General features: G+C 63.7%; 13 protein-coding genes and 2 riboswitches. Of the genes, 2 read left to right on the forward strand and 11 right to left on the reverse strand.

Going from position 1 to position 19,789, the window contains the following annotated elements; genetic code table 11:
- Positions 1 to 226: 226 nt before the first annotated feature.
- From ACZYOF_RS24870 to ACZYOF_RS24880, 3 genes are all read right to left on the reverse strand, one after another.
- Positions 227 to 901: a TetR/AcrR family transcriptional regulator gene (locus tag ACZYOF_RS24870; RefSeq protein ID WP_130579699.1), complete on the reverse strand. Its 675-nt coding sequence runs from the start codon at positions 899 to 901 to the stop codon at positions 227 to 229.
- Positions 902 to 1,081: 180 nt separating this feature from the next.
- Complete coding sequence (locus tag ACZYOF_RS24875) at positions 1,082 to 2,209, reverse strand: ribonucleotide-diphosphate reductase subunit beta (protein WP_130579698.1); 1,128 nt, start codon at positions 2,207 to 2,209, stop codon at positions 1,082 to 1,084.
- A gap of 23 nt (positions 2,210 to 2,232) precedes the next feature.
- A complete protein-coding gene (locus ACZYOF_RS24880) occupies positions 2,233 to 5,109 on the reverse strand; it encodes a ribonucleoside-diphosphate reductase subunit alpha (RefSeq protein ID WP_463717436.1) in 2,877 nt (958 codons plus the stop codon).
- Positions 5,110 to 5,224: 115 nt separating this feature from the next.
- Positions 5,225 to 5,443, reverse strand: a riboswitch (cobalamin riboswitch).
- Between the two features lie 132 nt (positions 5,444 to 5,575).
- A riboswitch (cobalamin riboswitch) is annotated at positions 5,576 to 5,778 on the forward strand.
- Between the two features lie 107 nt (positions 5,779 to 5,885).
- Here ACZYOF_RS24880 and metE point away from each other — a divergent pair.
- Together metE and ACZYOF_RS24890 are read left to right on the forward strand one after the other, a co-directional pair.
- On the forward strand, positions 5,886 to 8,216 hold the full coding sequence (gene metE, locus ACZYOF_RS24885; RefSeq protein WP_463717437.1) for a 5-methyltetrahydropteroyltriglutamate--homocysteine S-methyltransferase: 2,331 nt from the start codon (positions 5,886 to 5,888) through the stop codon (positions 8,214 to 8,216).
- A 50-nt stretch (positions 8,217 to 8,266) separates the two neighbouring features.
- Positions 8,267 to 8,464, forward strand: a complete 198-nt coding sequence (locus ACZYOF_RS24890; RefSeq protein ID WP_130579696.1) for a hypothetical protein — start codon at positions 8,267 to 8,269, stop codon at positions 8,462 to 8,464.
- Between the two features lie 319 nt (positions 8,465 to 8,783).
- On the opposite strand, the gene ftsH is transcribed toward ACZYOF_RS24890, so the two are convergent.
- From ftsH to ACZYOF_RS24930, 8 genes are all read right to left on the reverse strand, one after another.
- Entirely contained in the window at positions 8,784 to 10,706 is a 1,923-nt protein-coding gene (ftsH, locus tag ACZYOF_RS24895) for an ATP-dependent zinc metalloprotease FtsH (RefSeq protein ID WP_130579695.1), read from the reverse strand.
- A 262-nt stretch (positions 10,707 to 10,968) separates the two neighbouring features.
- Positions 10,969 to 11,988, reverse strand: coding sequence for a tRNA lysidine(34) synthetase TilS (gene tilS / locus ACZYOF_RS24900; protein WP_463717438.1), 1,020 nt, complete (start codon positions 11,986 to 11,988; stop codon positions 10,969 to 10,971).
- A 46-nt stretch (positions 11,989 to 12,034) separates the two neighbouring features.
- The gene (gene ybgF, locus ACZYOF_RS24905) at positions 12,035 to 13,099 is read right to left on the reverse strand and encodes a tol-pal system protein YbgF (RefSeq protein ID WP_463717439.1); all 1,065 of its coding nucleotides are present in this window, start codon (positions 13,097 to 13,099) and stop codon (positions 12,035 to 12,037) included.
- Positions 13,100 to 13,237: 138 nt separating this feature from the next.
- A complete protein-coding gene (gene pal, locus ACZYOF_RS24910; RefSeq protein ID WP_208828749.1) occupies positions 13,238 to 13,729 on the reverse strand; it encodes a peptidoglycan-associated lipoprotein Pal in 492 nt (163 codons plus the stop codon).
- 272 nt (positions 13,730 to 14,001) lie between these two features.
- Entirely contained in the window at positions 14,002 to 14,736 is a 735-nt protein-coding gene (locus tag ACZYOF_RS24915; protein ID WP_463717440.1) for an N-acyl amino acid synthase FeeM domain-containing protein, read from the reverse strand.
- A gap of 164 nt (positions 14,737 to 14,900) precedes the next feature.
- Positions 14,901 to 17,225 carry a putative bifunctional diguanylate cyclase/phosphodiesterase gene (locus ACZYOF_RS24920; protein WP_463717441.1) on the reverse strand — a complete coding sequence of 775 codons (2,325 nt, stop codon included), beginning with the start codon at positions 17,223 to 17,225 and terminating at the stop codon, positions 14,901 to 14,903.
- Positions 17,226 to 17,408: 183 nt separating this feature from the next.
- Positions 17,409 to 18,698: a Tol-Pal system beta propeller repeat protein TolB gene (gene tolB, locus ACZYOF_RS24925; protein ID WP_463717451.1), complete on the reverse strand. Its 1,290-nt coding sequence runs from the start codon at positions 18,696 to 18,698 to the stop codon at positions 17,409 to 17,411.
- A gap of 110 nt (positions 18,699 to 18,808) precedes the next feature.
- On the reverse strand, positions 18,809 to 19,789 hold the full coding sequence (locus tag ACZYOF_RS24930; RefSeq protein ID WP_394568753.1) for a protein TolA: 981 nt from the start codon (positions 19,787 to 19,789) through the stop codon (positions 18,809 to 18,811).

A 19,789-nucleotide genomic window follows, 5' to 3' on the forward strand; every position in this document is an offset into this window, starting at 1 on the left:
TGCTTCGACGTATCCATTCCAATGCGGATAATCTGCGTCACGGACGGCTCCCTCGTTTGAGATTTCGACAACCTCATTCTGGCACAACTGATGCCGTAGGGGGCCGTCCACCCCATCAACCACAGGCGCTTGTGGTGTGCTCCGCTGCAACCGCTTGCTCGCGCCACAACAACTTCCTGTGGTTATGGGTCCCGGCGTTCGCCGGGACGACAGCGGGAGCTTTCGCCTAAGCCCCCACCAGCGCCTTCGCGGGCGTGGTGGCCTGCACCACGAGGCCGCGGGCGCGGGCGTCCATGACGCCGACGGCGCGCAATGCGAGCAGCGTCACCGTTTGCACGGCGTCGCGCAGCTTGGCGGGATCGTCGAGATTGTCGGGCGCGAGCGGCCCGACCAGCGACTCATGCAGCGCGCCGAGCAGCGCGGTGGCGGCGAGCGCGGTGTCCTGCGCCGGCAGGTGGCCGGCGCGCACCGCGGCATCGATTCGAGTGGCGATTTCGCCGGCGATCTCGCGCCGGCTGGCAAGCCGCGAGGCGGTGACATCGACATCGACAGGCTCGGCCAGGATGCCCCAGGCGAGCTTGCGCTGCGACAGCACATGGACGGCAACCGTGGTGACCGCGGCGGCCAGCGCCGAGGACGGCCCCGGCGCAGCATCGGCCGCCCGGCGAATCGCGGCAAGCTCGTCGCGCGAGACCTCGGCGATCAGTTCGGAGATCAGATCGGCCTTGGACGGGAAATAGCGGTACACGGTTCCGGCCGCGACATGGGCGCGGACCGCAACCGGGGCGATCTGCACCGCGGCCATGCCGCCATCCGCCGCCGCCTCGCGTGCCGCAGCCAGAATGGCGCTGCGCCGGGCGGCCAGCCGCTTTACCACTTGATGGGTTCGCCGATAGACCATGGCGCGGTTCCCGTCCCCAGGCTCTCGCCGGCTCGGGATCGGCCGAACGAGACTTCACTATTTTGGGCGATCGAGCGCGGATCGCTGCAAAAGATGAACACCTATTCATGGCGTCTGGCAAGACGGATTTGTGCCGTCTGGAATGCACAAAAAGAAGGGGTCCCACCGCCGGGACCTTGGTTACTCCCAGCTTAACGCGCCGCCGTTCTGGTATTCGATCACGCGGGTCTCGAAGAAATTCTTCTCTTTCTTCAGGTCCATCGCCTCCGACATCCAGGGAAAGGGATTGTCGGCTTCATCGAATACCGGCGCGAGCCCGAGTTGGGCGCAACGGCGATTGGCGATGAAGTGCATGTAGGTTTCGCAGAGTGCCGCGTTCAATCCGAGAAAGCCGCGCGGCATGGTGTCCCGCCCATAGGCTGCTTCGAGCTCGGCCGCCGTCCGCACCATCTCGCGAATCTCCTCCTGGAACGCCTTCGTCCAAAGATGCGGATTCTCGATTCGGATCTGGTTGATGACATCGATGCCGAAGTTCAGGTGGATGGATTCATCGCGCAGGATGTACTGATACTGCTCGGCGATCCCGACCATCTTGTTGCGCCGGCCGAGCGAGAGGATCTGCGCGAAGCCGGTGTAGAACCACATGCCTTCGAAGATGACGTAGAAGGCGACGAGGTCGCGCAGGAACGCCTGGTCGGCTTCCGGCGTCCCGGTCCTGAAATCGGGATCGTCCAGATGCTGTGTATGCTTCAGAGCCCATGCCGCCTTGTCCGTGATCGAGGGCACCTCGCGGTACATGTTGAACAGCTCGCCTTCATCGAGCCCCAGGCTCTCGACGATGTACTGGAAAGTATGGGTGTGCACGGCCTCCTCGAATGCCTGCCGCAATAGATATTGCCGGCATTCCGGATTGGTCAGATGGCGATAGATCGCCAGCACGATGTTGTTGGCGACGAGGCTTTCGGACGCCGCGAAGAAGCCGAGATTGCGCTTGATCGCGCGGCGCTCGTCCTCAGTCAGGCCGTCGCGCGATTTCCACAGCGCGATGTCGGCCTGCATCGAGACTTCCGTCGGCATCCAGTGGTTGTTGCAGGCGGCAAGATATTTCTCCCACGCCCATTTGTATTTCAGCGGCAGCAACTGATTGACGTCGGCGCGGCAGTTGATCATCCGCTTGTCGTCGACCGAGACACGGCCGCCATGGCGATCGATGGCGCCGAGGCCGGTCTGGTTGCCGGCTGCGGCGAGGTTCATGACGGGGATGGCCGCGTGGCGCGCGGGCGCGGTGGGCTCTGACCAGTCGAGCATGGTGTTATTCCTTATTCCGCTGTTCACTGGCAGGCTTCGCATTCGGGATTGTCGATCGAGCAGGCGATGGCGCCGGACAAGTCCGGGGCGGTGGACATCGCCGGGGCAACTGTAACGGCGTTGAGCTTGCCGTCGGTGCCCTTCAGCGTCGACTTCTCGACATGGGTGGCGCTGCGCGAGCGCAGGTAATAGGTCGTCTTCAGGCCGCGCTGCCAGGCCAGGCGATACAGCGCATCGAGCTTCTTGCCGGAGGGGTTGGCGATATAGAGGTTGAGCGACTGCGACTGGTCGATCCATTTCTGCCGCCGCGCCGCCGCCTCGATCAGCCAGGCGCTGTCGATCTCGAACGCGGTCGCGTAGAGCGCCTTGACATCATCGGGGATGCGGTCGATCGCACCGAGACTGCCATCGAAATATTTGAGGTCGCTGACCATCACCTCGTCCCACAGCCCGCGCGCCTTGAGATCGCGGACCAGGAAGGCGTTCACGACCGTGAAGTCGCCGGACATGTTGGATTTGACATAGAGATTCTGGTAGGCGGGCTCGATCGACTGCGCCACGCCGCAGATGTTGGAGATGGTTGCCGTCGGCGCGATCGCCATCACGTTGGAATTGCGCATGCCGACCGTCTTGACGCGCTCGCGCAAGCCGTCCCAGTCCAGCGTGCGCGAGCGGTCCATCGCGACTTCACCGCGCGCTTCGGCAAGCAGCTCGATCGAATCGATCGGCAGGATGCCCTGGCTCCACAGCGATCCCTCGAACGACGGATAACGGCCGCGCTCGGCGGCGAGATCGACGGAAGCCGAGATCGCGTGATAGGCGATCGCCTCCATGCTGGTGTCGGCGAAGGCAACAGCCGCGTCCGAAGCAAGCGGGATCCGCAGCACGTGCAGCGCATCCTGGAATCCCATCAAGCCGAGGCCGACCGGCCGGTGCCGCAGGTTGGAGCGCCGTGCCTCGGGGATGGTGTAGAAATTGATGTCGATGACATTGTCGAGCATCCGCATCGCGGTCGCGACCGTCCGCTTCAGCCTGACCGAGTCGAGCCCGCGCTCGCCGATATGGTTGAGCAGGTTGATCGAACCGAGATTACAGACCGCGGTCTCCTCATCCGAAGTGTTGAGCGTGATCTCGGTGCAGAGATTGGAGGAATGGATCACGCCGACATGGCGCTGCGGCGAACGCAAATTGCAGGGGTCCTTGAAGGTGATCCAGGGATGCCCGGTTTCGAACAGCATGGTCAGCATCTTGCGCCAGAGATCGACCGCGCGGATCTTCTTGGATACGCGCATCTCGCCGCGCGCGGCCTTGTCTTCGTAGGACGCGTAGCGCTCGGCAAAAGCCTTGCCGTAGAGATCATGCAGATCGGACGTCTCGTCCGGCGAGAACAGCGTCCATGCGCCATCGGCCTCGACGCGCTGCATGAAGAGATCGGGCACCCAGTTGGCGGTGTTCATGTCATGGGTGCGGCGACGATCGTCGCCCGTGTTCTTGCGCAGGTCCAAAAATTCTTCGACGTCGATGTGCCAGGTCTCGAGATAGGCGCAGACCGCGCCCTTGCGTTTTCCGCCCTGGTTGACGGCGATCGCGGTGTCGTTGGCAACTTTAAGGAACGGCACCACGCCCTGGCTCTCGCCATTGGTGCCCTTGATGTGCGCGCCAAGCCCACGCACGCGGGTCCAGTCATTACCGAGGCCGCCGGAATATTTGGCAAGCAGCGCGTTGTCCTTGATCGACTTGAAGATGCCGTCGAGATCATCAGGAACAGTGGTGAGAAAGCAGGACGACAGTTGCGGCCGCAGCGTGCCGGAATTGAACAGCGTCGGCGTCGACGCCATGAAGTCGAAGGAGGACAGGAGATTGTAGAACTCGATCGCGCGTGCCTCGCGGTCGATCTCGCGCAAAGCCAGACCCATGGCGACACGCATGAAGAAGGCCTGCGGCAATTCGATCCGGTCGCCGCGGACATGCAGGAAATAGCGATCATAAAGCGTCTGCAAGCCGAGGAACTGGAACGCGAGATCGCGCTCCGGCTTCAGCGCCGCGGCGAGCTTGTTCAGGTCGAAGCGGCCGAGCTCGGGATCGAGCAATTCGGCGCGGATGCCGGCCTTGATATAGACCGGGAAGTATTCGCCATAACGCACGGCCATGTCCGCCTGCGACGCAGTGGTTGGTGCGCCCTGCACGAAGGACAGCACTTCGGTGCGGAGCTTGTCGAGCAGCAGGCGCGCGCTGACATAGGCGTAATTCGGCTCCTGCTCAACCAGCGTGCGCGCCGCCATCACGCTGGCGAGCGCGAGTTCATCCTGGCTGATGCCGTCATACAGATTGCGCTGGATTTCTGCCACCACAGGCGCGGCATCGACGCCGTCGACCCCGGCGCAGGCCTCGCCGACGATCATCGCCAGCCGCGCATGGTCGAGCGGCACCTTGTTGCCGTCCGCGAGCGTGACGTGGATGATTGGGCCGGCCGCGGCCTTTGCTGATTTCGCGGCCTGCTGCTCGGCGCGCTGCCGCGCCCGCTCCTCGCGATAGAGCACGTAGGCGCGCGCCACCTTGTGATGGCCGCTGCGCATCAGCGCCAGTTCAACCTGGTCCTGGATGTCTTCGATATGAAAGGTGCGGCCTTCGCTCATCCGGCGTGACAGCGCGCCGACGACTTCGGCGGTCAATTCCTCGACCGCTTCGTGCACGCGGCGCGACGCAGCCGCCGTATGACCCTCGACCGCGAGGAAGGCCTTGGTCATTGCCACCGAGATCTTGCCGGCATCGAATTGCGACACCGTGCCGTTGCGGCGGATCACCTGCATCGGCAGCCGCGCCTCCGGCGCCGCGATCGATTCGGGGCGCAGGTGAATGAGAGACGACGCGGTGGCTTCGCGATCGAGAGAGAGTGACATCTTGCAGACCCCGTGATGTTTGTTGGGGCCGGATGCCGGAGGCGACGCTGCGTGATGATGCCGGCGGCGCACCGGCATGAGCCTGCAAGCGACCGCCGGGACACCCCGCCCGTGGACGTTATTTGCTGTCACGGCAGGTCTCCTGGCTCGCAGGTCGGCGTTACTCCCCGTCTTCCCAATGCGATCCCGCATCAGTGACGTCTAAAGTCGGGAGCAACTCACTGCTTACAGTTGCGGGGGCAGCGCCGGATTCTCGCGATAAATGCGCGATCACTGGCTTCCCTCTTAGCCACCATTCCTTGCGTCATGATGGACCGTGACAGCTACATCTGGTGCGATTTGGGGAATGGTGTCAATGGGACGTATGGGCGAAGCGCAAAAATTTCAGCCCATGCCGTTGACGCTGTGAACAACCGGCGCCACGCGCACGTGATGCCATCCGAGTTGACGTTCGCGCGATCTTGCCGGTAAGTGAACGCGTCGTGGTTCTTCGGAGAGATCTTTTTTCCGGAGCTAAGAGGGAAGCCGGTGTGAAGCCGGAGCTGCCCCCGCAACTGTAAGCGGCGAGCCGCGGTCCACAATTGCCACTGAAGCCTGCAAAGCTTCGGGAAGGCCGGACCGCAGCAACGACCCGCGAGCCAGGAGACCTGCCTCGACAACATACACGTCCTCGGGCGGGGTGTCCCGGTGGTGCGGTTGCGATTCCGTGCACACCTCGCGCAGGGAATCCAGACGTGTCACTACGGCCTTTGCCCCCAACTCATGGGGTTAAGCCAATGTCTTCCACTTCACTTGCTGTTGCATCTCTCGGAACGCCGCGGATCGGTCCGCGCCGTGAACTGAAATTCGCGCTGGAACGCTTTTGGTCCGGCGCATCGGACGAAAAGACGCTGATCGAAACCGGCATCGGGCTCCGTGCGGCCAATTGGGCGCGGCAGAAGAAGCTCGGTATCACCGTGATCCCGTCGAACGATTTTTCGTTCTACGATCAGGTGCTCGACACCTGCGCGATGGTCGGCGCGATCCCGGAAACCTATGGCTGGACCGGCGGCGCAGTGCCGCTTGCGACCTATTTCGCGATGGTACGCGGCACCAAGGCCGACGCGCATGACGAGGCCTGCGGACATGGCCATCACGCGCACGGCGTGGCGGCGCTCGAAATGACGAAATGGTTCGACACCAACTATCATTACATGGTGCCGGAGCTTCGCAAGAACCAGTATTTTGCGCTCGCCTCGCGCAAGCCGATCGAAGAGTATCAGGAGGCGAAGGCACTGGGTTATCAGACGCGCCCCGTGCTGATCGGCCCGGTCACGTTCCTGAAACTGGCCAAGTCCAAGGACGCGCATTACGACACGCTGTCGCTGCTCGACAGGCTCTTGCCGGTCTACATCGAAGTGTTGCGCGAGCTCGTTGCCCGCGGCGCGGAATGGGTGCAGATCGACGAGCCCTGTCTCGCAACTGATCTGGACGCCGCCGCTCAGCAAGCCCTACGGCGCGCCTATTCCGGAATCGCCAAAGCAGTGCCGGACATCAGGATCATGCTGGCGACCTACTTCGGCGGGCTCGGCGGCAATCGTGCGGTCGCGTTTGACCTTCCGGTCGCCGGCCTGCATCTCGATCTCGTGCGCGCGCCTGAACAGCTCGGCGATCTCATGGATGTTCCGAAGCAGCGCGTGCTGTCGCTCGGCGTGATCGACGGCCGGAATGTCTGGCGCGCGGATCTGAGCCGGATCCTCGATCAGCTCGAGCCCGTTGTCGCAAAGCTCGGCAAGGAACGCGTCCAGATCGCGCCATCGTGCTCGCTGCTTCATGTGCCAATCGATCTCGCGCTGGAGACGAAGCTCGATCCCGAGGTGAAGACCTGGCTCTCATTCTCGGCGCAGAAGCTCGAAGAACTTGCCGCCCTCGGCGCGGCTCTTGGAAGTGGCCGGGCCCATGCGTCCGAAGCGATCCGAGCATCCGATGCCGCCGCGGCCGCGCGCAAGATCTCGCCGCGGATTCACGATGTGAAGGTTGCCCAGCGTCTCGCCGCCATCGATGACGGCACGCGCCATCGTGCCAGCCGGTTCGCCGAGCGCGTCGAGGTGCAGCGCGAGCGGTTCAACCTGACGCGCTTCCCGACCACGACCATCGGCTCCTTCCCGCAGACGACCGATGTCAGGAACGCACGCGCCGCGCATGCCAAGGGCGCACTCAGCGATACCGCGTACAAGACCTATCTGCAGCATCAGACCGCGCGCGCCATCCGTTGGCAGGAGAACATCGGGCTCGACGTCCTGGTCCATGGCGAGTTCGAGCGCAACGACATGGTGCAGTATTTTGGCGAGCAGCTTTCCGGCTTCGCCTTCACCGAACTCGGCTGGGTGCAGTCCTACGGCTCGCGTTGCGTCCGGCCGCCGATCCTCTACGGCGACGTCTCGCGACCGCAGCCGATGACGGTCGAATGGTGGCAATTCGCGCAGTCGCTGACGACAAAGCCGGTGAAGGCGATGTTGACCGGCCCCGTGACCATCCTGAACTGGTCGTTTGTCCGCGACGACCTGCCGCGCAGCGAAGTGTGCCGGCAAATCGCGCTCGCTATCCGCGATGAGGTGCACGATCTCGAAGCGGCCGGCGCCGGCATGATCCAGATCGACGAGGCAGCGCTGCGGGAAGGCCTGCCGCTGCGCAGGTCGGAATGGAAGACCTATCTCGATTGGGCGGTCGACAGTTTCCGCATCTGCGCCTCCGGCGTGCAGGACGAAACCCAGATCCACACCCATATGTGCTACTCCGAGTTCAACGACATCATCGACGCCATCGCGGCGATGGACGCCGATGTCATCTCGATCGAGACCTCGCGCTCGAAAATGGAATTGCTCGACGCCTTCCGAAATTACCGCTACCCGAACGAAATCGGCCCCGGCGTCTACGACATCCATTCACCGCGCGTGCCTGACATTGGCGAGATCACCGATCTCCTCAAGCTCGCAAGGCAACGGCTCTCCGATACCCAGCTCTGGATCAATCCCGACTGCGGCTTGAAGACCCGCAAGTGGGAGGAGGTGCGTCCGGCGCTCGCCAACATGGTCGCTGCGGCGCGCGAATTGCGGTCGCTTGCCTAAACAGTGAGGCCCCGTCTCGTATCCTGCGGCGGCTCAAGAAGGAGAACCCCATGCGCTTCTGGATTCAATGCACGAGGTTCGAGACGGGGCAGCCCATCCACATCAACATCGCGCTCGTCGGCAGCATGTGGCGCGACGGCGAGCGCACCGTGCTTGCCTTCGTCGGCGGCGATGGCGAGAGGATCGATGTCGCCGAAACGCCGGAGCACATTCTGGCCGTACATCTCGGCGCGCCCGGGAGGGCATGACGATATGCAGTCGGTTAATAACGTCATTGCGAGGAGCAAAGCGACGAAGCAATCCATTTCGCCGCTTGCGGAGGTATGGATTGCTTCGTCGCTTGCGCTCCTCGCAATGACGGTGTCGTCCTGGCGAAGGCCAGGACCCATAACCACCGATGCCTGTTGTGGAGCGAGCAAGCAGATACGGCTTTGCGCACCAGGAGCATCTGTGGTTATGGGTCCCGGGTCAAGCCCGGGACGACGACGGAACGTGGTCGGGAGCAATCAAAAAGCAAAAGCCCGGCGCGAGGCCGGGCTTCTGTGCGTCTTGCCTCTCTGATCGCGCCTACGCCTGAGGCTGCGGCTCCAGGCCGGGGTCCGGATCTGGGCGCGGGCGCGACTTGCCGGCGGGCGGCACGGCGGAGGCGCGCGGCGTGGTCGGCTCGAGCACGGACTCGCGGTTCGGCTTCTTACCCTTCAAGAGATCGACGATCTCGTCGCCGGTCAGCGTCTCGAACTCGAGCAGGCCCTTGGCCAGTGCTTCGAGATCGGCGCGCTTCTCGGTGAGGATTCGCGTCGCCTCGTTGTAACCTTCCTCGACCAGGCGCTTGATCTCGGAGTCGATCTTCTGGACCGTCGCCTCCGAGGCGTTCTGGGTGCGCGACACCGACATGCCCAGGAAGACCTCGTCCTGGTTCTCGCCATAGGAGACGGTGCCAAGCTCTTCCGACAGGCCCCAGCGCGTGACCATCATGCGCGCCAGACGTGTCGCCTGCTCGATGTCGGAGGCCGCGCCCGAGGTGACTTTCTCGCGGCCGAACACCAGTTCTTCCGCCACGCGGCCGCCCATCATGATGGCGAGCCGCGAGGTCATCTGCTCCAGCGACATCGACAGCTTGTCGCGCTCCGGCAATTGCATGACCATGCCGAGTGCACGGCCGCGCGGAATGATGGTCGCCTTGTGGATCGGGTCGGTAGCGACGACGTTGAGGCCGACGATCGCGTGGCCGCCTTCGTGATAGGCGGTCAGGAGCTTCTCTTCCTCGGTCATGACGAGCGACTTGCGCTCGGCACCCATCATCACCTTGTCCTTGGCCTCTTCGAACTCGGCCTGCGTCACCATCCGCTTGTTGCGGCGGGCGGCGGTCAGCGCGGCCTCGTTGACGAGGTTCATCAAGTCGGCGCCCGAAAAGCCCGGGGTGCCGCGCGCGATGGTCTTCAGGTTGATATCGGGCGCCAGCGGCACCTTGCGGACGTGAACCTTCAGGATCTGCTCGCGGCCGACGACGTCAGGATTCGGCACCACGACCTGACGGTCGAAGCGACCGGGCCGCAGCAGCGCCGGATCGAGCACGTCGGGCCGGTTGGTGGCGGCGATCAGGATCACGCCCTCATTGGCCTCGAAGCCGTCCATCTCGACCAGCAACTGGTTCAGCGTCTGCTCGCGCTCGTCATTGCCACCGCCAAGGCCGGCACCACGGTGACGGCCGACCGCGTCGATTTCGTCGATGAAGATGATGCAGGGCGCATTCTTCTTCGCCTGCTCGAACATGTCGCGCACGCGCGACGCACCGACGCCGACGAACATCTCGACGAAGTCAGAGCCGGAAATGGTGAAGAACGGCACGTTGGCTTCGCCCGCGACCGCGCGCGCGATCAGCGTCTTACCGGTGCCGGGAGGGCCGACCAGCAACACGCCGCGCGGAATGCGTCCGCCCAGGCGCTGGAATTTACCGGGGTCGCGCAGGAATTCGACGATCTCCTGCAGGTCCTGCTTGGCTTCGTCGACGCCGGCGACGTCCTCGAACGTCACCCGGCCATGCGCCTCGGTCAGCATCTTGGCGCGCGACTTGCCGAAGCCCATCGCCTTGCCGGCGCCGCCCTGCATCTGTCGCGACAGGAAGATCCACACGCCGATCAGCGCGATGAAGGGCAGCCAGGAGACCAGGAGCGAAACGAACCACGGCACGTTGTCGCCCGGCGGCTTCGCAGTGATCTGCACCTTGCCGTCATAGAGGCGCTTCACCAGCGTCGGGTCGTTCGGCGCGTAGGTCTGGAAGCTCGAGCCGTTGGTGAAGGTGCCATGGATTTCCGGGCCCTGGATCACGACGTCGCGGACATGGCCCTGGTCGACTTCGCTGAGGAGCTGCGAGAACGAGATATCCTGCGAGGACGCGCGCTGACCCGGGTTCTGGAAGAGCGTAAACAACGCCAACAGCAGCAAGACGATAATGACCCAGAGGGCGAAATTCCGCAGATTGGCGTTCATTGATCTTCCTTCGTGGTCGCGCGGATCGCGGCCTCAAAACTATCCTCGGGCGGCCTGGGGCAGGCACTTCAGGAAATCCCTGGGAATCCCCCCTTCAGCGACTGCATACAATTTAGGTGCCGTGGGAGTATATGCCAAGGGAACTGCACAGGACTATTTAGCGCATCCTAACCCGATTCCCGGTCAAATAATGGCGCAAACGTCCGGGTTTTAGGGGGGTAGTTAAGCGGATATGACGGGAATTTTCCTATTCGCCTGAATATCAGCGGGCCCGGCTCCGGCGCGGTGGTGCCGGCTCGACCCGGATCCGCCCATTGGCGAGCCCAATGACCGCGCCGGCGAGCGTCTGCTTCAGCTTACCCGTCCCCTGCATCACCGCCTGATCGAGTGCGGTGAGCAGGGCCTCGACCTTGCCCAGTTCGGCCGGTCCCTCATGGCCCACGCGGTCGATCGCGCGTTTGAGCAGGCGCAGCCGGATCTCCTCGGGAAGGGCCACAAAGGCCCCGGCATCGAATCCGGGCGCCGCACCGCCATCGCGCAGCGCAAGGTAGCGCTCGGCACCATCAGCCAGCACTTCCACTGCGGCATTGGCCCGGGCGAGCCGCGCCGCGAGCCGCGCCAGGTTCCGGGCATCGCCACCCTCTGCAGCCAGTGCCGGCATCAGCACGCGCAGCCGCGGACGCGTGAACGCCGTGTCACGATTGGTCGGATCGACCGCGTAGCCGATCCTGGCTTTCTCCAGGGTTGCGACCAGCCGCGCCTTGGGAACAGCGAGCAGCGGCCGCGCCAACCTCACCCCTTCGCGCTCGGTCTCGCGCGCCATCGCGGCGAGGCCGGCGATGCCACTGCCGCGCAACAGCCGCATTAGAAGCGTTTCGGCCTGGTCGTCGCGGGTGTGCGCCGTGAGGATATGCGTCGCCCCGCTCGCACGGGCCGCTTCGGCCAGCAGGCGATAGCGCGCCTCGCGTGCCGCCTCCGGCAGGCCGCTGTTCGGCTTGGCGCCGGTCCAGCGCAGCGTCCGATGGGGCAGATCGAGCGTGCCGGCAAGGCGCTTGACCTCACGCGCTTCGCGCGCGGCCTCCGGGCGCAGGCCGTGGTCGACGGTAACTGCGATCAGCCGCGGCCCCTGCTTGAGTGTCCGGCGCCAGCGCACCGCGAGCCACATCAACGCCACCGAGTCCGGACCGCCGGACACGGCCAGAACGATCGCTGGCGCGCGCTTCCACTCGTCTAACAGACGTTTGGCTTCGGTTGCGGAAATCGCGCTATTGTCATCAGACATGGCGGTGCCATCGATCGCGGAGCCGAAAGGCCCCAGCGGCACCGGTTTAGCACTTGATCCGCTTCTGCTCACGGTCGACGGCGGCTCTGACGCCCGTGGAAGCCCGCGGATATTTCCGCGTCACTTCGCCGAGCGCGGCGCAGGCGGCTTCCTTCTCCTTCAGCGCCGCCAGTGACTGGCCAAGCCGCAGCAGTGCGTCCGGCGCCTTGGCCGACTTGTCGAATTTCGTGGTCACGCCGAGGAAGGACTCGGCGGCGTCACGATACTGCTGACGCTGAAAATAGCTCTCGCCGAGCCAATATTGCGCATCCGGGATCAAGGGGTCGCTCGGATATTTCTGGGAGAAATTCCGCATGGTTTCCTCGGCGAGCGCATAGTCCCTGCGCTGCATGTAGCCGATGCCGAGGTCGAACTCGTCCTTCGATGTCGCCGATGGCGGCAAGGTGGTCAGCGCGGCGGTGGCGCCGCCCCCTGCCGGTGCGCCGGCACTGCGTGGGCTGGTGTTGCCGAGGTCGAGCGGTTCGCCCACGCCGCGTCCGCCGGGCGCACCGACCGTGGCATCGGGCGAGACCGGCATCTGGCCACCACCGAGTGCGCGCGGCGCCCCCGGGGCGTTCGGGTTCTGGTTGGGATCGAAGGCATCGCCGCGGCCGCGGCGCCCTCCTGCCGCTGGCGCGGCCGGCTCCTGCACGATCGGTGCGGGAGCCGCGATCTGGGTCTGGTCGTAGCCGCCCTGCGATTGCCGATAACCCGGCTGCGGTTGGCCGTATCCCTGCTGCGGCTGTCCATAGGCCGGCTGGCCACCTTGCGGCGGATAGGACGGCGCAGACGGGTTGGCCGGCGGCATGGCGGCGACGCCGGGCTGGGTGGCCGCAGGCGCACCGCCCGGGCCGGACGGCGCGGCGCCGAGCTGCCGCAGGCGCTCCTCCAACTGGCGGTTACGATACTGCAGTTCCTCGTTCTGGCCGGTCAACTGTCGAAGTTGGTTCTCTAGATGCTGGACCCGCATTTCGAGGTCGGCATCGTCGGATTGTGCGAAGGCCGGTGCGGAAACAGCCAGTCCCGCGGCAATCGCCGCGGCGCGCGTAACTCTAAGAAATCTGGATGACATCTTGCCCTGACGACGAAAATCGACGCGGAACCACACTGATGCAGGGAGTACGCCGGAATTGTGACTGAAGCAAATCAACGTTCAAACAAAACCGGCGCCTCTCGGCGCCGGCGGCAAATCGCGGAAATCTTCGGAAGCTCACGAACTCGCGTTCAGCACCGTGACGGCACGGCGGTTCTGCGACCAGCAGGAGATGTCGTTGCAGACCGCCACCGGACGTTCCTTGCCGTAAGAGATGGTGCGCATCCGGCTCGGATCGATGCCGCGCGAGGCGAGATAGGAGCGAACCGCCTGGGCACGACGCGCACCGAGCGCGATATTGTATTCGCGGGTGCCGCGCTCGTCGGCATGGCCTTCGATGGTAAAGCTGTAACGGTTGTAGCTCTGCAGCCACTGCGCCTGCTTGTCCAGGGTCGCGATCGCCTGCGGGGTCAGGTCGGTCTGGTCGCTCTCGAAGAAAACGCGGTCGCCGACGTTCACGACGAAATCCTGCTGGCTGCCCGGGGTCGCCGCGTTCGCCATCGCGCCCTCGGCGCCGAGATTATTCTTGGCGCAAGCACCCATCGAGAGCGCCACCGCGAGCACCGCGGCGAGCTTCAATCCCTGGAGGATTCGCATCTGGTATTTCATTCCGGAGCCTCCACGCTCACGTTTTCGAATTCTCATCCGATCTACAGGGCGATGGTTAAGCGAACGTTCCGTCAACCTTGATGGGACCTTGCCAGACCCGATCAAATGCGGACAAACGGCGAAAAGCGCCCCCGATGGTTAATGGGTTGTAAATGTGGCGCGAGGGTGAAGACAAGCGCGGAGGCAGCCGGAATCGCCGATTTCCCGGCTTTACCGGGAAGAATCAGCGCAAAGTGCGGGACTTCTGCGACGGTTCGGGCGAGCCGGACTATTCAGGAACTTGGAACGATCGACGCTTGCGCGAAGGAGGGCCGGACATCAGTGGTACCAGATTGACCCCGCCCCCGCTCGAACAGCATCCGCCGCTCGAACGCACTTGAACGCAGGAAGGGGTAGCGGGCGAGCACCCGCTCACGCACCGCAGGCAAGTGCGCGGCCATCAGTCCGACGGGCTTCAAGAGGCCCGGATGGATGCGCGGCTCGGACCAAGCCTCATGCAGGAACACCCGACGGTAAAACGCCATGTGCTCGGAACGCACCATGGCCAATCCATAGTCGGCGTTGAAGTGAACGCCAGCCGTCGATCCGAGCCGAACCGTCACGTAGGGCAGTTCCGGAACAGTCCGCGCCTTTTCCGGATCGGCGACAAAGCGCGTCGAGTCGATGAAGACCAGCCCTTGATCAAGCTTGGGATGAAGCACGTCACCAAACACGTCGACGGAGGGCGAGATCCGGCACTCCGGCGTGACGACGTTGATGCGAATTGAGCTGTAGAGTTCGCCGTTAAAGTACACGCCGAACGTCCAAACGTTGGCGGCATCATCATACTGATCCACGACGCGCTCGTCCGCCGACGGTTCGATCGCGCGTTCGCGCAGATAAGCGCGATAGCGGAGCCGGTAGATATCTTCCTTTTCGGCTGGGGTTTGCGCTAGGCGATAATCGACTTGATCCAGCGGGTCCGAAAGCCGTCCGCTTGCCGGCCTGGTGGCCTCCACCGCGGGCATTATGTTCAATCCTTACACCTTCGAGCAACTTCTGCGCGTGTCAAAAAGATTAACAGCATCTTAATTTATTGCAAAGGGATCGCGGCAATACGGTTAATCGACGCGGGGCTCGCGCGCGAGCCATGCGTCGGTGGCACCGCGGAGCTACCGGTAGAGGGACGGTCTCAGGCAATCGACCGCGACGATGCCAACTTCAGCAAGTCTTCCGGACGGCGGCCATGAGAGGCGCTGAGGAGTTGCCGTATACGCACCGCGGGTACCGGGCGGCTGAACAGATAGCCTTGCGCCTCGGTCACCGCGCCGTCGGCGCTGACGAGATCGAGCTGCTCGTTGGTCTCGATGCCTTCCACCACGACGGACATGCCGAGATCGGCGGAAAGCCGCGCCACACCACGCAAAAGCGTCAGCGGTCGGTCGGTGTCGATGCCTTCGAGGAATGAGCGGTCGATCTTGACCTTCTGCAATGGGAAGTTGTGCAGATAGCTCAGGCTCGAATAGCCGGTGCCGAAATCGTCAAGCGAGATCCGTACACCCAGCGCATGTAGCTGCGACAGCACGTCGTGCGTCACTTGCGTATTGCGCAGCAGTGAGGACTCGGTGATCTCGATCTCAAGACGTCGCGCCGGCAGGCCCGAAACCTCCAGCGCATAGCGGACCTCGCTCAGCACGTCGCGCTGATGGAACTGCTGCGGCGACAAATTGACCGCGACGCTGACGGATTCAGGCCACGTCATGCATTCCATGCAGGCCTTGCGGAGAATCCAGCGGCCGAGATCGACGATCAGCCCCATGTCCTCCGCCACCGGAATGATCTCGATCGGAGAGACCGTGCCGCGCACCGGGTGGTTCCAGCGCAATAGCGCCTCGCAGGTCGTGATCCTGCCGGTCTTGAGATTGACCAGCGGCTGGTAGTAGAGCTCGAACTCCTCGTTCGCCAGCGCCTTGCGCAGGTCGAGTTCGAGGATGCGGCGCGCTTCGACGATCTGGGCCATCTCGTCGCGGAAGAAGCAGAACGTGCCGCGCCCGTCGGCCTTGGCACGATAGAGCGCCATATCGGCGTTCTTCAAAAGCGTGTCGGCGCTGACGCCCGGCGAGGTCATGGCGATACCGACGCTGGCCCCGATCTCGACCAGGTGATTGTGAATCTTGTAGCGCTCGCTCAGCCGATCGACAATGCGACGTGCAAGGCTGGCCGCGTCCTCATGTGATTTGATGTCCTGCTGGAACACCACGAACTCGTCGCCGCCGAAGCGCGCCACGAAATCTTCCGGCCGCAGCATTTCGCGGAGCCGGCCGGCTACCGCGCAGAGGAGCTGGTCGCCGCAGGGATGGCCGAGCGTATCGTTGACCTGCTTGAACTGGTCGAGGTCGATGAACAGAAGTGCCGACAACTGCCCGCCTCTCGGCCGCGCCAGGAGACGACCGATCTCGTCACGGAAATTGAGGCGGTTGGGCAATTGCGTGAGTTCGTCATACCGCGCCAGATGGGTGATGCGGGCTTCCGCATTGCGCCGCTCGGTAACGTCTTCAAGCAACACAACCGTGCCACCATCGGCCATCGCCTGAAACGTCCACGACAGCGCGCGGTTGTTGGTCAGGTCGGGGGCGCTCGTGATCACAACCCGCATCTGGGTGTGCTCGATCTCGGCGAGGATCGTCCTGCCGCTCGCCTCTGAGATCGAGCCGGCGCTCACGCATGCCGAGATGATGTCGGATGCGCGCAGCCCGCGCTGCACAAGGTCTTCCGGCAGGCCCATCATCTCGCTGAAGCGGTAGTTCATCACCGCAAGGCCGCCGTCGTCGCGGAACATGCACAGGCCGTGCGGCATGTTGTTCAGCGCGGTATCGAACTGGCCGGCCAGCGCCGCCTCCCGCTCCTTCGCGATCCATGCGTTGACGTAGATCCGCTGCAGGCTGGATGTCAGGTGCCGGATGGAAACGAAGAAGACAAAGCTCAGGAGGGCAAGCGCGATGTAATAGGCGCCGCCGGTATAGAACAGCGCGAAGATCAGGGGTCCGATGGACAACAGCAAATGCAGGTGGAAGATCCGCGGGCGGCCGAATGTCCGCCCAACCCCAGCCGACGTATAGGCCACCACCGTCGTCACGCAGAGCATGTGGGCGGCCGCATCGCTGGTTCGCAGCAGAACGGTTATCCCCCAGATGCCGAGCGCGACGCCATAGGCGACGGCGCCGAACCGGTAGCGCTGCTCCCAGCCGACGGACTCCGCGACGGTGAGCCGCGAGTTGCGCTGCTGGTAACGGTACATCTGATGAGCGCGCCCAAGCCCCACCACGATGAACAGCGGCACGCACAGCCACATCAGGATGTCGCCGGTGACGGCGGCGATCACCGAGCCGGCGATGGCCGGGCCAAAGGCGCCGAAGATCATCGGCGCGGGATTCATGAACAGGGAATCGACCAGCGCAGCCGCGATCGTTGGCGACATCTGCCGGTCCGACTCTCCCGTCTGATTGGCAAACTGCATGAGCTGGGCACACACGTCCTGTTGTAACGTGCAGTTTTACCCAGCGCTGATGAAGTCTTTCTGAGGGAATATCGTTACCAAGACCTTGTTTCGAGTTTTATGCAGCGGAAATTCTCTTTCTATTTCAATGAACTAGGAAAAATTGCCGGTTAACGAGAATGGTTACCCGCAAAGCCCGGCAATTTACGACAATAGCGGCGACCACGCCGGATCGGACGCGAAGCCCGGCGTCGGCACGCGCAGTTCGTTGCGGCCGGAAACGTCGACGGTGAAGAGTGACGGTCCCTGGCCGGGATCGCGGAAGAACATCACGACGCGCCCGTTCGGCGCAAAAGTCGGCCCCTCATTGTGATAGCCCGAGGTCAGGATCCGCTCGCCCGAGCCATCGGGCTTCATGATACCGATCGCGAACTGGCCGCCGCCCTGCCTGGTGAAGGCGATGTAGTCGCCGCGCGGCGACCACACCGGCGTCGAGTAGCTGCCGTCTCCAAAGGAGATGCGCTGCGCCTGCCCGCCGTTTGCCGCCATCACATAGATCTGCGGCTTGCCGCCACGGTCGGACTCGAAGCAGATACGCGTTCCGTCGGGTGCAAAAGATGGCGAGGTGTCGATCGCCGGCGTGTCGGTCAGCCGCGTCATCGATTTCGAGCGCAGATCCATCACGAACAGATTGGAGTTGCCGCCCTGCTGCAGGCTCATGATGATGCGCTGGCCGTCCGGCGAGAACCGCGGCGAGAACGACATGCCCGGGAAATTGCCGACGATCTCGCGCTGGCCGGTCTCGATATTGAGCAGATAGACGCGCGGATCGCCCTGGCCGAACTCCATATAGGTGATTTCCTGGGTCGACGGCGAAAAGCGCGGGGTCAGCACCAGATCGGAGCCGCGGGTCAGGTAGCGCACATTGGCGCCGTCCTGGTCCATCAGCGCGAGCCGCTTGACGCGTCGCTCCTTCGGTCCGGTCTCGTCGACGAAGACGATGCGGGTGTCGAAATAGCCCTTCTCGCCGGTCAGCCGTTCATAGATCTGGTCGGAGATGATGTGCGCGATGCGCCGCCAATATTCGGCCGAGGTGTCGTATTGCTGGCCGGCGAGTTGCTGGCCGGTATTGACGTCCCAGAGGCGGAATTCCGCCTTCACGCGCCCATTGTTCTGCCGGGTCATGCGTCCGGTGACCAGCGCCTGCGCGTTGACCGACTTCCAGTTCTGGAAGTTCGGCGCGGCGTCGATGTTGATGTTCTTCTCGAGATAGGCGGCCTGGTCGATCGGTGCGAACAGGCCCGAGCGCTTGAGATTGTTGGTGATGACCTGGGTGACGCCGGCACCGACTTCGGTATCCCCGGGGGTACCAGCCGTGAAATTCGGGATCGCGATCGGCAATGGCGCGAATTCGCCCTCGGGAATCGGCACGCGCTTCGGCGCCTGCGCAAATGCGCCGCGCGGCGCGGCGGCAACGATGCCGAGCGCGGCCATGCTGGAAATGATCTGGCGGCGGCTCGGGCGGAAAAACGTCTCAAACGATTTGTTCTGATTGGTCATCGTTGGCGAACTTTGCTTCATGGGACCTCAAGCGCACATCGCGCTCAGGTCTTTCGTTCGGTGAACACGGGCGAAAAATATTTCCATTCGTCGAAGAAAGCCGCCGGCAGATTATACGGCTGGCATTCGATGATCGCGCGCAGCGCGCTCTCCTGATAGACGCGCAAATAAGGCGTCCCCGGCGTGCCCTCAGGCACCGGCATGCCCTCCAGCGTGCCGTCGCGCTTCAGGCGGATCACGAAGGCGGACTCGGTCTGCTGCGCCTCGATGCCGCCATAGGGCTTCTTCCAGCACCGCTCCACCTGGCTCTTGAACATCGCGCCCCAGGTCGCCGAATTGTCGGCGGCCTTGCCATGGGCAAGGCCGAGCGCTGCGTTCGAATTGAGGGTGTCGCCGGCCGCCGCCTGGCGCGTCGGATCGCGCTTGTCGAGAAGGGCTGCAATCTTCGACTGGTCGAACACGCGCTCCTTCAGCTTCTGCTCCGGCGGCGGCTTGGCGGCCTGCTGCTGCGGCTTCGGCGGCGGCTTCTTCTCTTCCTTCTTGATCGCCTCGGCGATCGGATCGGGCTTCACGGGATCAGGCTTCTTCTCGGCCTGCTTCGGCTCCTGCTTTGGCTCTTCCTTCTTGGCCTCTTCCTTTTTCGGCTCTTCCTTGGGTTTATTCTCGACGACCGGCTTCGGCGGATTGGGCTTCTTTTCGACCGGCTTTTCTTCCACCTTCGGGGTCGGCGGCGGGGCGGTGTCGGTGACGATGGGCGGCTTCTTGTCCTCGATCTTGCCGACGGCGTCGTCGACCGGCTTGGCCTCGGCGATCTTCTCCACCAACGGCTTCGGATTTTCCTTCTTGCCGGTCCTCTGGCCGGCCATCACATGGGCAAGCTGGTCGGAAGAAATGACGTCGACCGCGACGGTCTCCTCGTCCGGCAGGACGTAGGCCCTGGACGAAAACGACACGAGGCCCCATCCCAGCACGAGGACGTGCAGGGCGATCGATGCCACCAGTGTCTTGTCGACCTTGACCTTCAA

Source organism: Bradyrhizobium sp. LeoA1Lang (assembly GCF_055413685.1).

Coding starts and splice junctions, on each gene's coding strand:
- ACZYOF_RS24870 (WP_130579699.1), bottom strand. CDS start 901: ATGGTCTATCGGCGAACCCATCAAGTGGTAAAGCGGCTGGCCGCCCGG.
- tolB (WP_463717451.1), bottom strand. CDS start 18,698: ATGGCCGCGCTCGGCATCGTTGCCGCCGCGCCGCGCGGCGCATTTGCG.
- ybgF (WP_463717439.1), bottom strand. CDS start 13,099: ATGTCATCCAGATTTCTTAGAGTTACGCGCGCCGCGGCGATTGCCGCG.
- ACZYOF_RS24920 (WP_463717441.1), bottom strand. CDS start 17,225: ATGCAGTTTGCCAATCAGACGGGAGAGTCGGACCGGCAGATGTCGCCA.
- ACZYOF_RS24880 (WP_463717436.1), bottom strand. CDS start 5,109: ATGTCACTCTCTCTCGATCGCGAAGCCACCGCGTCGTCTCTCATTCAC.
- ACZYOF_RS24875 (WP_130579698.1), bottom strand. CDS start 2,209: ATGCTCGACTGGTCAGAGCCCACCGCGCCCGCGCGCCACGCGGCCATC.
- pal (WP_208828749.1), bottom strand. CDS start 13,729: ATGAAATACCAGATGCGAATCCTCCAGGGATTGAAGCTCGCCGCGGTG.
- metE (WP_463717437.1), top strand. CDS start 5,886: ATGTCTTCCACTTCACTTGCTGTTGCATCTCTCGGAACGCCGCGGATC.
- ftsH (WP_130579695.1), bottom strand. CDS start 10,706: ATGAACGCCAATCTGCGGAATTTCGCCCTCTGGGTCATTATCGTCTTG.
- ACZYOF_RS24915 (WP_463717440.1), bottom strand. CDS start 14,736: ATGCCCGCGGTGGAGGCCACCAGGCCGGCAAGCGGACGGCTTTCGGAC.
- tilS (WP_463717438.1), bottom strand. CDS start 11,988: ATGTCTGATGACAATAGCGCGATTTCCGCAACCGAAGCCAAACGTCTG.
- ACZYOF_RS24890 (WP_130579696.1), top strand. CDS start 8,267: ATGCGCTTCTGGATTCAATGCACGAGGTTCGAGACGGGGCAGCCCATC.